The sequence below is a fragment of the uncultured Streptococcus sp. genome (assembly GCF_902463925.1).
Lineage (GTDB): Bacteria > Bacillota > Bacilli > Lactobacillales > Streptococcaceae > Streptococcus.
This window is the reverse complement of record NZ_CABQHE010000020.1, coordinates 1-13,733: the sequence shown is the minus strand read 5'-3', so window position 1 is coordinate 13,733 and position 13,733 is coordinate 1. Positions and strand designations below refer to the sequence as shown.

The following is a 13,733-nucleotide window of genomic DNA, read 5'->3' as shown; positions in this document are numbered from 1 at the left end:
AATGATGGTTTGGTCGCTTTTCATTATAGTTCTTATGGGACTTTTTGTGTACACTCAAAAAGCTCTATAATCTCTACAGTGGTTTTACCCACTACAGAAATTATAGAGCCAATATTAAAAGATCAAAAATCAGCTAGTCTGGTTTTTTTAGTGTTTAAAACGTGCTATAATAAGATGTTATATCATCAGTGTTAGCCCATTTGTTAACACATGAAAGGAAATTAAAATGACAAAAACATTCTACATCACAACACCTATCTATTACCCATCTGGTAAATTACATATCGGTTCTGCCTATACAACCATTGCTTGTGACGTCTTAGCACGTTACAAACGTATGATGAACTATGATGTCTTCTACCTTACTGGGCTCGATGAGCACGGCCAAAAGATTCAACAAAAGGCTGAAGAAGCAGGCATTACACCACAAGAGTATGTGGATGGTATGGCTGTTGGTGTTAAGGACCTCTGGCAACTTTTGGATATCTCATACGATAAATTCATCCGTACGACTGATGATTACCATGAAAAAGTTGTTGCTCAAGTGTTCGAGCGTCTCTTGGAACAAGGAGATATCTATCTTGGTGAATACTCAGGTTGGTATTCAGTTTCTGATGAAGAATTTTTCACTGAAAGTCAGTTGGCAGAAGTTTACCGTGATGAGCAAGGAAATGTCATTGGCGGGGTAGCTCCATCAGGACATGAAGTAGAGCTTGTTTCTGAAGAATCCTATTTCTTTAAACTCAGCAACTACGCAGACCGTTTGACTGCCTTCTTTAAAGAACACCCAGAATTTATTCAACCTGATGGTCGTATGAATGAAATGCTTAAAAACTTCATCGAGCCAGGTTTGGAAGACTTGGCAGTGTCACGTACAACCTTTACTTGGGGAGTAAAAGTACCATCAGATCCAAAACACGTGGTTTATGTCTGGATTGATGCTCTTATCAACTATATCACTGCCCTTGGTTATGGTCAGGATGAGCATGGTAACTTTGATTTATTCTGGCAAAATGATGAAAATCACGAAATCATCCACATGATTGGTAAGGATATCCTTCGTTTCCACTCTATCTACTGGCCAATCATCCTTATGGCTCTTGATTTGCCATTGCCTACACGTCTTGTTGCCCACGGTTGGTTCGTCATGAAAGATGGTAAGATGTCTAAGTCTAAAGGAAACGTGATTTATCCAGAAATGTTGGTAGAGCGTTTTGGTCTTGATCCACTTCGTTACTACCTCATGCGTAGTCTTCCAGTTGGTTCAGATGGTACCTTCACGCCAGAAGACTATGTGGCTCGCATCAACTATGAGTTGGCTAATGATCTGGGAAACCTCCTCAACCGTACAGTTGCTATGATTAACAAGTATTTCGGTGGTCAAGTGCCTGCCTATGTTGAGAATGTTACAGACTTTGATGCTGATTTGGCTAAAGTTGTGGCTGAAAATATTGAAGAGTTCCACAAACAAATGAATGCTGTGGATTTCCCACGTGCCTTGGACGCTGTTTGGAATATCATTTCACGTACCAATAAGTATATTGATGAAACAGCTCCATGGGTTCTCGCCAAAGAAGATGGTGACAAGGAACAATTGGCAGCAGTTATGGCTCACTTGGCAGCTAGTCTTCGTGTGGTAGCCCACCTCATCCAACCATTCATGATGACAACTTCAAATGCTATTATGGAACAGCTCGGATTGCCAGTGGTATTTGACCTTGAAAATCTTGAACTTTCAGGTTTCCCAGAAAATGTTACAGTCATTTCAAAAGGAACTCCAATCTTCCCACGTCTTGACATGGACGAAGAGATTGCCTACATCCAATCTCAAATGAACGCAGGCAAACCACAAGAAAAAGAATGGAACCCTGAAGAAGTCGAACTTAAATCTGAAAAAGACCAAATCAAATTTGAAGACTTTGACAAGGTTGAAATCCGTGTTGCTGAAGTTAAAGAAGTAGAAAAAGTGGAAGGTTCAGACAAATTGCTTCGCTTCCGTCTTGATGCTGGCGATGGTGAAGACCGTCAAATCCTCTCAGGTATCGCTAAATTCTATCCAAACGAACAAGAATTGGTCGGCAAGAAACTTCAAGTCGTGGCGAACCTCAAACCACGTAAGATGATGAAGAAATATGTCAGCCAAGGTATGATTCTTTCTGCTGAACATGACGGTAAACTCACTGTCTTGACAGTAGATCCATCTGTTCCAAACGGAAGTGTGATCGGGTAACAGTAATTCTGTTTTATAGTATTTCCTTAAGTGGAAGTGGGAAAACGAATTGATTTTGAATGATAAGTCTTCTGTTCCTTTCCTTATTTTGATTTCGCCGTGTACCCCTACTCACCTAAGAGTAATCAAAACAAGATATTTTTAACATTAAAACGAGTTCAGTCGAACTCGTTTTTTATGCACTATATTTCAATAAATGTTTAATCTGTTCTACGCTTCCATCAGGTCCATAGGTATTAGGAGATCTGTCTAGTTTACTAATAGCATTAAGGTCTCCTTAGTGGTGGGGGAGTAAGCTATCTCGGATTTCTTCGATAAATGCTTGAATAATTGTAGATTGTTTTTGTTTATTGTTGGTTACAAAACCCAAAGTGTGCTTGGGACTATCCTTAAGTGGGATTAGGACAATCTGGTCCTTGATAAAACTGTTGACAATACCAAGGCCAGAAGCATAACTATCAGAGGAACATAGCAGATTCATGACACTGCCTCGGTCATTACTGTAGATAACTTGCTGGTCAGGCAGGACCTCCAGCGGATCCTCGTCGAAATGAATTCCAGAGCTTTCCTGACGAAAACGGACTTGTGGATATCGTTCTAAATCCTTGAGATTTAGAGATTTTTTCTTGGCTAAGGGATGTTGACGTCCCAAGAAAATCTTAGTTTCAAATTCTCCAAGTGGAGTAAACGTCAAATCCATGTGTTTGAAACTGCGTTCTAGGATGTGGGCATTGTCTTCATCAAGGTAAATAATCCCCAAGTCACTTTCGAAACTCTCCACACTTTTGAGAATCTTTCTGGTTGTTGTTTCAATCAGTTGAAATTCTTGATAATCACTGCGAAAGCGTTTGGCAATATGAGCCATGGGAAGTGACAGAAAATCATAGTGGTGACTGGCAATAGTGAACGATTTCTTAAAGGACTTGCGATAGCGTCCTTCTAGTAGATCCAGCTCTCCAAGGATACGTTTGGCGTATTTGAGAAAGTCGTGGCCATCATCAGTCAGTTTGGCTCCCGTATTGGAGCGCTCAAAGAGTAGAACTCCCAGTTCTTCCTCTAAATCACGAATGGATGCTGAAAGATTAGGTTGTGTCAAAAAGAGCTTCTTAGCAGCCTTACTAAATGAGCCTGTTTCAGAGATAGTCTGAACATAGCGACATTGTTGAAAATTCATAAGCATCCCCTTTTTTAAATATAATTGTGACCTATATTATAACAAAATGAGAAGTTTAATATCAGTAAAATCCTGATAGGAATAGATGAAGACCTGATATGAAATTTTTATAAAGTTAGGTCTTATAGGAGTACTGATGAAATGCTGTATAAAGTGTCAGTTGCTAAGACGTCTAATGGCTTCCAATTTTTTAGGTCGAATGAGGCAGAGTACTATGGTAATCAGTAGTAACCAGAGAATGAAATACTAGATACTTGTAGCTGGGGCAGTCTGTGTCGCTTGTGACAGAAGAAAACAAGTATTATTGGCGAACTTGGTGATATTTGTCGATTTCACTCTGCCAATCAAATCAATGCTTTTATCGGCATTGACCTCAGACACTATGAATCTGTAAACTTTCTAGCTAAGGAACATATCACCAAACGTGGGAATCCCTATGCCAGAAAGATTCTCTTTAAGTGCATTCACAACATCGCTTCAGCTAGCCACACCAATCCTTGTCATATCGCAGACTTCTATGAGAAACGAAAAAGACAATCGACAATAGCTTCAACTAAGCCACATACGATTGCCTCTATACATCGTCTCATTAGAACAATGTATTATCTCATAACGCATAACAAACTTTACGATTATACTTCTACCCAAAATCGGTAAAATTGTTTATGCCATATTATTGTAACGCCTTATCAAAAAAATCACCAGATAAGGTGTTGGTTTGGTGTACACTTTTTACACTAAACTTTAGTTCAAAAAAAGACAATTTCCTTAGTTTGACTATGGAACTCAAACTATTTTTCATCAAATACCTTGATATACTTGGCAAATGGTAGAAAAGGACTCAGTCCTGTACAATACTGAACTAAATCCTTTACTTAAATTAATTGTCTAATTTTTGGGGGTCAGTACAATCTAGAGTAATCTAGATGTTTTTTTATTTTTGTGAATTCTTTTACGAATAAGTAAGAGAGTGCACGAAGGAGAGAGTTATGTTAATTGCAAAAAATCAGGAGGGAAACCTCGTTTCAGCTCTAGAAACCAGTTTGCAACGTAAAGAATCCTATATCTGTCCTGGTTGTCAGGGAGTTGTCCTATTGAGGCGTGGCCAGGTAATGTGTCCACATTTTGCTCACAAGTCTTTGCAGGATTGTCAGTTTTTCTCAGAAAACGAGTCGGCCCAACATTTATCTCTAAAAGCCACTTTGTATCAATCCCTGGACAATTATGGTGAAAGAGTTTGTATTGAAAAGGTTCTGCCTGAGTTAGGCCAGATTGCGGATTTATTCGTTGGAGATTCCTTAGCCTTGGAAATCCAGTGTTCTCGGTTATCACAGCAACGTTTGAGAGAGAGGACATGTGCCTATCACCAAGCAGGTTACGAAGTGCGTTGGCTTTTGGGTGAGGAACTCTGGTTGAATGGTCGTCTAACAGACTTACAGCGGGACTTTCTCTATTTTACGGCTAAGATAGGATTTCACCTGTGGGAGCTTGATTGGAAGCGAGAGGAAATTAGACTTAAGTATCTCATCTATGAGGATATTTTTGGGAAAGTCTATTATTTAACTAAGACCTGGCCGTTAACCGAAAATCTCATGACAGTTCTACGTTTTCCTTATCAAGCAGAGAAGAGTGAGACCTATAAAGTTACTCAGCGAAAGAAGGTCTCACATGTGATTCAACGAGAATTAATGGGGAAAAATCCAAGGTGGCTGAGAAGGCAGGAAGAAGCCTATCTTAAGGGAATGAATTTGTTATGTCTATCTGATCAGGATTTTTTTCCACAAGTGAGATTTCCTGAATCTAAGCAAGGGTTTGTCCAAATTAGATTATCTATTGATGGTTTTGAAAAGCTTTTCATGCAATATTATCGAAAAAGGCATTTTTCTTACAAGCAAACCCTCTACCCTCCCAGCTTTTATGCTAAAATAGTAAAGAATAGACACAATTAAGGAGAATATTATGTCAGACAATCGTACTCATTTAGACGAGAAATACACATGGGATTTGACGACCATTTTTGCGACAGATGCAGATTGGGAAATTGAATATGAAAGCACTGTTCAGGATTTGAAGAAGGCTAGTGCTTATGCAGGTCATCTCTTGGATTCTGCTAAGAACTTGCTTGAGGCAACAGAACTTTATATGAGCCTTATGCGTCGTTTGGAGAAAATATACGTTTATGCGTCAATGAAAAATGACCAAGACACAACAGTAGGGCTTTACCAAGAGTACCAAGCTAAGGCCTCAAACCTTTACTCACAGTTAAGTGAGGCTTTTGCTTACTTTGAGCCTGAATTTATGGCCTTGGATGATAAGAAATTAGCTGAATTTAAAGAACACGAGCCAGGTCTTGGGCTTTATGACCACTATTTCGAACGTCTTTTGGCAAACAAGGACCACGTTCTTTCTCAAGAAGCAGAAGAACTCTTGGCAGCAGCTAGTGATATTTTCAATGGTCCAACGAATACCTTCAACGTCTTGGATAATGCTGATATCCTCTTCCCATGGGTATCAGATGGTCAAGGGGATGTGGTTGAGTTGACACATGGTAACTTTATCACCCTCATGGAATCTAAGGACCGTGACATTCGTAAGGGAGCTTATGAAGCGATGTACGGTACTTATGAGCAGTTCCAACATACCTATGCACAAACACTCCAAGGTGTTGTTAAGGTTCACAATTACCAAGCCAAAGTTCGGCACTATAATTCGGCACGTCATGCAGCACTTGCGGCTAACTTTATTCCAGAAAGTGTTTATGACTCTCTCTTGGAATCAGTGAACAAGCATTTGCCACTTTTGCACCGTTACCTTGATTTGCGTAAGAAGGTCTTGGGACTTGACGAGCTTAAGATGTATGACGTTTATAGACCACTTTCTGAGACTGAAACTGCTCTTACTTATGAAGAATCCCTCAAGAAAGCAGAAGAAGTCTTGGCAATCTTTGGTGAAGAGTATAGTAAAGGGGTTCATGCAGCCTTTACGGAACGTTGGATTGATGTTCACCCTAACAAAGGGAAACGTTCAGGTGCCTACTCAGGTGGTGCCTATGATACCAATGCTTTCATGCTTTTGAACTGGCAAGACACTTTGGACAATCTCTTTACCTTGGTTCACGAGACTGGCCACAGTTTGCATTCAACTTTCACACGTCAGACACAACCATATGTTTACGGAGATTACCCAATCTTCTTGGCTGAAATTGCGTCTACAACTAATGAAAATATCTTGACAGAAACACTTCTTAAAGAAGTTAAAGATGACAAGACACGTTTTGCTATTCTTAACCACTATTTGGATGGTTTCAAGGGAACTGTCTTCCGTCAAACACAATTTGCTGAGTTTGAACATGCTATCCATGAAGCAGATGCATCTGGTCAAATCTTGACAGCCGACTTCATGAATAAACTTTACGCAGACCTCAATGAGAAATACTACAACCTTAAAGCTGAGGATAACTACGAAATTCAGTTTGAGTGGGAACGTATTCCGCATTTCTACATGAATTACTATGTTTACCAATACGCTACAGGGTTTGCGGCAGCAAGCTACTTGTCCGAAAAAATTGTTCACGGTACTGAAGAAGATAAAGAAGCTTACCTTACTTACCTTAAGGCGGGAAGCTCAGACTATCCTTTGGAAGTCATCAAGAAAGCTGGTGTCGATATGACCAATACCGACTACTTGGATGCTGCCTTCAAAGTTTTTGAAGACCGTCTCGTTGAATTGGAAGCCTTGGTTGAAAAAGGTGTTCACCTTTCTTAAAAAGAAGTCACTATAAGAGAGAATCATTCTGAATCAGGATGATTCTTTTTATGTCTAAAAACGAACGTTTACTAGAATACAAGTTTTAATTGATTTGAAAATGTGTTGATGAGCATATTTATAGCCCCTAGTTTATATTTGTGATAGACTAAAAACCTAACGTTTTATGTTTTATAAGTGAAAAAAGTTCAGAAATAGAAAGTAGGTTTTTGTGAAAACAACCAATCGTTATCTTGTAGCAACGTGTGGTATCTTACTCCATCTCATGTTGGGGTCTACCTATGCTTGGAGTATCTATCGTAATCCTATTATGGCTCAGACTGACTGGGATCAATCTTCAGTTTCTTTTGCCTTTTCATTGGCTATCTTTTGTCTAGGGCTTTCTGCAGCTTTTATGGGACGTTTGGTTGAAAAATTTGGTCCGAGAGTGACTGGAAGTATGTCGGCTGTTCTCTATGCTGGGGGGAATATTCTGACAGGAGTTGCCATTGCTCATGGAGAGCTGTGGATGCTTTATCTTGGTTATGGTATTCTTGGTGGTCTAGGACTGGGTGTAGGTTATATTACGCCTGTTTCAACTATTATTAAGTGGTTTCCTGATAAGCGTGGACTTGCGACTGGCCTTGCCATTATGGGCTTTGGCTTTGCCTCACTGCTAACCAGTCCTATTGCCCAATATCTGATTCAGGCACGTGGTGTTGAGCAGACCTTTTATATCTTGGGAGTCGTTTATTTTGTTGTTATGCTTTTTGTTTCACAATTCATTAAACGACCAAGTGTAGAGGAAGCACAACTGTTGGCTGACAAGAGTCCGAACCGTCAAGCTGCTGATTTGAGCAAGGGAGTTACGGCTAATGAGGCCCTGAAATCGTCAACTTTTTACTGGTTATGGCTTATCTTGTTTATCAATATTTCATGTGGCTTAGCCCTTGTCTCTGCTATTTCTCCAATGGCTCAAGATATGGTTGGGATGTCAGCGGAATCAGCGGCAGTTGTTGTAGGTGTTATGGGAATCTTTAATGGTTTTGGTCGCCTTCTGTGGGCAGGCTTGTCGGATTATATTGGACGTCCGAAGACTTTTATTCTCCTCTTTGTGGTTAATATCGTTATGGCCATCCTCCTAATTGTCCTGCAAGTTCCACTTGTCTTTGTGGTTGCGATGGCTGTTCTGATGACTTGCTACGGCGCAGGATTCTCCTTGATTCCTCCCTACCTTAGCGATATCTTTGGGGCAAAGGAGTTGGCTAGCCTTCATGGTTATATTTTGACTGCCTGGGCGATGGCAGCCTTAGTGGGGCCAATGCTCTTATCCGTAACCTACGAATTGACAAAATCTTACCAGATGACCTTGCTTGTTTTCATCGCTCTTTACGTGGTAGCTTTGGGCATTTCTTATCTCTTGAAAAAGAGGTGGTTACGTCAAGTAGCTTAATGATGACGATTTAATTTATAGAATAGATAAGAAAAATCTCTAGCACTCGCTAGGGATTTTTTATATAATAAAACACATGGTTAAATCATATAGTAAAAATGCAAATCACAACATGCGTCGTCCTGTAGTAAACAAGGATATCGTGGACTACATGCGAACGCATCTTCAGGAAAATAAAGGGCATTTGGCTGAACTGGAGGTCTTTGCTCGTAAGGAGAATATTCCGATTATCCAACACGAGGTTGTCGCATATTTCCGATTTTTGTTGCAGACCTTACAGCCTAAGAAAATCCTTGAAGTAGGAACAGCCATTGGTTTTTCAGCACTTCTTATGGCTGAATATGCGCCTGATGCCCAGATTACGACAGTTGATCGTAATGAAGAAATGATTGGCTTCGCTAAGGAAAATCTAGCTAAGTATGACAGTCGCAAACAAATTACCTTGGTGGAAGGAGATGCTGCTGAGGTATTGCAAGACTTAGACACAGATTATGATTTTGTCTTTATGGACTCAGCCAAGTCTAAATATATCGTCTTTCTGCCTGAAATCTTAAAACGTCTTAAGGTTGGTGGGGTCATCGTCTTTGATGATGTTTTCCAAGGTGGGGATATTGCCAAAGACATTATGGAGGTTCGTCGTGGTCAGCGGACGATCTATCGTGGCTTGCATCGCCTTTTTGATGCGACCTTAGATAACCCTGGTTTGACTGCTAGTTTGGTACCTATGAGTGACGGACTTCTTATGATTCGAAAAAATTCTGAAAATATTATCTTGTCAGATTAAGTATTATTTAAGTAAGTGTGGTATAATAACTAAGATATTGACAATTTAAGGAGTAGATAAAATGGCTAAAGAAAATGAAAACCTTGAGTCAACAGAAGAAACTGTTGAAGAGGTTGTAGCAGACAAAGACGCAGAACAAGAGCATCTTGATCGCCAAAAAGAAGAAGAGGAAAGCATCGCCCTCGCCAGTGAAAAAGCAAAAGAAAAAGCTAAACGTGCTAGAACTAAAAAGACACGTGACGCTGGTAAACCAAGCTCAGGTAGTCGCTTCCTTGGAGGTCTTGCCCTTGTAGCTGTTTCAGCCCTTGTTGGTGCTGGTGCTATGTATGTTTCTCTGGGAAATAAAACGACTGAAGAAACAACCTTGGTATCTATGAAAGGTGATACTGTTACTGTTGGGGATGTCTTTGATTCACTCAAAGGTAGCAACCAAACACAACAAAGTGTTTTGAGTGCAACGTTGCAAAAGGCTCTTGAAAAAGAATACGGTAGCAAGGTCAGTAAAGAAGATGTTGACAAAGCCTATAAACAAGCTTCAGAACAATACGGGGACCAATTCTCACAAGCGCTTGCAGCCTATGGTCAGACAGCAGAGTCATACCGTACTCAAATCCGTACACAAAAATTAGTTGAGTACGCTGTTAACCAAGCCGCACAAAAAGATTTGACGGAAGCAAATTACAAGGCTGCCTATGATAACTACACACCAAATACAGAGGTGCAAGTGGTTTCAACTACTGATAAAGCAGTGGCAGATAAAGTAGACTCTGAAGCTAAGGCAGAAGGAGCAGATTTCTCACAAGTAGCTAAAGATAACAGTTTGAAAGTGACTTCTAAGACAGTTAACTCTGCTTCTCAAGACTTCCCAACAGATGTTTTGACAGCGGCCTTCAAACAAGATGCTAATGCCGTCTCTGACGTAGTGACTGTTTCAAACAGCTCAACTGGTGCTGCAACTTACTACATCGTCAAAACTGTTTCAAAATCTGAGAAAAATGCAGATTGGAAAAACTATAAGGATGATTTGACTAAGGTTATCATCAATGGTAAGAAAGCTGATACTAACTTTACTAACTCAGTAATTGCCAAGGTTCTTAAAAAATACAATGTTAAGGTTGTAGATAAAGCCTTTAGTGCAATTCTTGACCAGTATGTGACTGGTTCTGGAGCTTCATCAAGTTCAACATCAAGCTCTAGCAAATAAATCACAAGATAGAGTTGATAATGCCCATTATCAGCTTGACCTAAGACCTAAAACACGTTAAAATGGAAAGTAACAAAGAGTTTTAAGGTTAGGAAACTCTGAGTCTTCCCTTTGAGAAAGGTAATCATTACTTCGGATACAGAAAAGTGGCGGTCGCTGCGAGCCATGGACGGATGAGATTACTTGCTACTCAAAGTTTACAATTTAAGAAAAATAAGAATGACAAGGTCATTGAATGAAGGTGGTACCGCGGTTCACGTCGCCCTTCGTTTAGTGGTCTTGTCTTTTATTCTTTTAGTATTTTCTAAATGGTATAAATTAAGAAATAATTAAGGAGAAACAATGAAACAACTTACTTCAGCACAAATTCGTCAAATGTGGCTTGATTTCTGGAAATCAAAAGGTCACGCTGTTGAACCATCAGCTAACTTGGTTCCAGTTAACGATCCAACCCTTCTTTGGATTAACTCAGGGGTTGCCACTTTGAAAAAATACTTTGATGGCTCTGTGATTCCTGAAAATCCACGTATTACTAACTCACAAAAAGCTATCCGTACCAACGATATCGAAAACGTTGGTAAGACAGCTCGTCACCACACAATGTTTGAAATGCTTGGTAACTTCTCAGTTGGTGACTACTTCCGTGATGAAGCTATCGAATGGGGTTATGAGCTTTTGACAAGCCCAGAGTGGTTTGATTTTCCAAAAGATAAACTTTACATGACTTACTATCCAGATGATAAAGATTCATACAACCGTTGGATTGCTTGTGGTGTTGAACCAAGTCATTTGATTCCAATCGAAGATAATTTCTGGGAAATCGGTGCAGGACCTTCAGGACCAGATACTGAAATCTTCTTTGACCGTGGCGAAGACTTTGACCCGGACAATATTGGTATTCGCTTGCTTGAAGAGGATATTGAAAACGACCGTTACATTGAAATTTGGAACATCGTTTTGTCACAATTCAATGCAGATCCAGCTGTTCCACGTTCAGAATACAAAGAACTTCCTAATAAAAACATTGATACGGGCGCAGGTCTTGAACGTCTTGTAGCCGTAATGCAAGGGGCTAAAACAAACTTTGAAACAGACCTCTTCATGCCTATCATTCGTGAAATCGAAAAAATGTCTGGTAAAACTTATGATCCAGATGGTGACACAATGAGCTTCAAGGTCATCGCTGACCACATTCGTTCATTGGCATTTGCCATCGGTGATGGTGCCCTTCCAGGTAATGAAGGTCGTGGTTATGTCCTTCGTCGTCTTCTCCGTCGTGCCGTAATGCACGGCCGTCGTCTTGGCATTTCTGATGCTTTCTTGTACAAACTTGTTCCAACTGTTGGTCAAATCATGGAAAGCTATTATCCAGAAGTTCTTGAGAAGAAAGACTTTATCGAGAAAATTGTTAAACGTGAAGAAGAAACCTTTGCACGTACCATCGATGCAGGTTCAAGCATGCTTGACGAGCTTCTTGCTAACCTTAAGAAATCTGGTAAAGATACGCTTGAAGGTAAAGATATCTTTAAACTTTACGATACTTATGGATTCCCAGTGGAATTGACAGAAGAGTTGGCTGAAGATGAAGGCTTCAAGATTGACCATGAAGGTTTCAAAGCTGCCATGAAAGAACAACAAGAACGTGCGCGTGCTAGCGTGGTTAAAGGTGGTTCTATGGGTATGCAAAATGAAACCCTCGCCAACATCACTGAACCATCTGAGTTCTTGTATGAAGCGGAAACTGCTGAAAGCCGTTTGAGCGTGATCGTTGCTGATAATGCTCGTCATGATAGTGTTAACTCTGGTCAAGCACTCCTTGTCTTTGAACAAACACCATTCTACGCTGAAATGGGTGGACAAGTAGCAGACCACGGTACTGTCTCAGATGCAGCTGGTACAGCCGTTGCGCGTGTTGTTGACGTTCAACGTGCACCAAATGGACAAGCCCTTCACACTGTTGAAGTTGAAGGTGAACTTGTTGTAGGTGCTAACTACAAACTTGAAATTGACCACACACGTCGTCACCGTGTTATGAAAAACCACACAGCGACTCACCTCTTGCATGCTGCCCTTCATAACATCGTTGGTGATCACGCTGTTCAAGCCGGTTCTCTTAATGAACAAGAATTCTTGCGTTTCGACTTCACTCACTTTGAGGCTGTAACTCCAGAAGAATTGCGTGCTATCGAAGAACAAGTCAACGAAGAAATCTGGAAAGCAACTCCAGTAACAACTATTGAAACAGACATTGACACTGCTAAATCAATGGGAGCTATGGCCCTCTTTGGTGAAAAATATGGTAAGAATGTTCGTGTTGTTTCAATCGGTGATTACTCTGTTGAGCTTTGTGGTGGTACACACGTTGCCAACACTGCTGAAATCGGTATGTTCAAGATTGTCAAAGAAGAAGGTATCGGTTCAGGAACACGTCGTATCTTGGCAGTGACATCACGTGAAGCTTACCTTGCTTACCGTGAAGAAGAAGATGCCCTCAAAGCAATCGCAGCAACACTTAAGGCACCACAATTGAAAGAAGTACCTAACAAGGTTGCTAGTCTTCAAGAGCAGTTGCATGCCCTTCAAAAAGAAAATGCTGTACTTAAAGAAAAAGCAGCAGCAGCAGCAGCTGGTGATGTCTTCAAAGACGTTAAAGAAGCTAACGGTGTTCGTTATATTGCTAGCCAAGTGGAAGTTTCTGATGCAGGTGCCCTTCGTACCTTTGCTGACCAATGGAAACAAGCAGACTACTCTGACGTCCTTGTCCTTGCAGCTCACATTGGTGAAAAAGTTAATGTCCTTGTAGCAAGCAAATCTAAGGGTGTTCACGCAGGTAATGTTATCAAGGCCCTTGCACCAATCGTATCAGGTCGTGGTGGTGGTAAACCAGATATGGCCATGGCCGGTGGTAGCGATGCTAACGGTATCCAAGATCTTCTCTCAGCGGTAGCAGAACAGTTTTAAGAAGTGATACAATAAAAGAAACTTAAAAAGGTAGGATGAAAATCCTATCTTTTTTCGGCTCTTTGTCAACTGTAGTGGGTGACGAAAAGCTAACATCTAGAGAGGACCGGATAGGTCCTCTTTTTATGTATGTTCAGAGTGATGAAGACACGCTTCTTAAAGTTGATGAAGTTTCTAAAACCG

9 protein-coding genes and 1 pseudogene are annotated in these 13,733 nt (G+C 40.5%); 9 read left to right on the top strand and 1 reads right to left on the bottom strand.

All coding sequences use genetic code 11. The features are described from left to right. Positions 1–195 (top strand): hypothetical protein (locus RDY04_RS09385; RefSeq protein ID WP_303949922.1); only part of this gene is annotated, 195 nt, incomplete at its 5' end. Between the two features lie 31 nt (positions 196–226). Further along, positions 227–2,230, top strand: a complete 2,004-nt coding sequence (metG, locus tag RDY04_RS09380) for a methionine--tRNA ligase (RefSeq protein WP_303949919.1) — start codon at positions 227–229, stop codon at positions 2,228–2,230. Positions 2,231–2,507: 277 nt separating this feature from the next. Here metG and RDY04_RS09375 read toward each other — a convergent pair whose 3' ends face one another. After that, the gene (locus tag RDY04_RS09375; protein WP_303949916.1) at positions 2,508–3,404 is read right to left on the bottom strand and encodes a LysR family transcriptional regulator; all 897 of its coding nucleotides are present in this window, start codon (positions 3,402–3,404) and stop codon (positions 2,508–2,510) included. 294 nt (positions 3,405–3,698) lie between these two features. On the opposite strand from RDY04_RS09375, the pseudogene RDY04_RS09370 reads away from it, so the two are divergent. The 7 genes and pseudogenes from RDY04_RS09370 to alaS all read left to right on the top strand — a co-directional run. Further along, a pseudogene (locus RDY04_RS09370) lies at positions 3,699–4,061 on the top strand (transposase); the annotation flags it as partial. A gap of 332 nt (positions 4,062–4,393) precedes the next feature. After that, a complete protein-coding gene (locus RDY04_RS09365; protein WP_303949914.1) occupies positions 4,394–5,353 on the top strand; it encodes a competence protein CoiA in 960 nt (319 codons plus the stop codon). Positions 5,354–5,363: 10 nt separating this feature from the next. After that, positions 5,364–7,169, top strand: coding sequence for an oligoendopeptidase F (gene pepF, locus RDY04_RS09360; RefSeq protein ID WP_303949911.1), 1,806 nt, complete (start codon positions 5,364–5,366; stop codon positions 7,167–7,169). A 211-nt stretch (positions 7,170–7,380) separates the two neighbouring features. Continuing rightward, positions 7,381–8,601: an OFA family MFS transporter gene (locus tag RDY04_RS09355; RefSeq protein WP_303949910.1), complete on the top strand. Its 1,221-nt coding sequence runs from the start codon at positions 7,381–7,383 to the stop codon at positions 8,599–8,601. Between the two features lie 76 nt (positions 8,602–8,677). Next, positions 8,678–9,385, top strand: coding sequence for an O-methyltransferase (locus tag RDY04_RS09350; protein WP_303949908.1), 708 nt, complete (start codon positions 8,678–8,680; stop codon positions 9,383–9,385). A gap of 61 nt (positions 9,386–9,446) precedes the next feature. Next, on the top strand, positions 9,447–10,589 hold the full coding sequence (locus RDY04_RS09345) for a peptidyl-prolyl cis-trans isomerase (protein WP_303949906.1): 1,143 nt from the start codon (positions 9,447–9,449) through the stop codon (positions 10,587–10,589). Positions 10,590–10,931: 342 nt separating this feature from the next. Further along, positions 10,932–13,550: an alanine--tRNA ligase gene (alaS, locus tag RDY04_RS09340; protein ID WP_303949903.1), complete on the top strand. Its 2,619-nt coding sequence runs from the start codon at positions 10,932–10,934 to the stop codon at positions 13,548–13,550. The last annotated feature ends 183 nt before the right edge of the window (positions 13,551–13,733 follow it).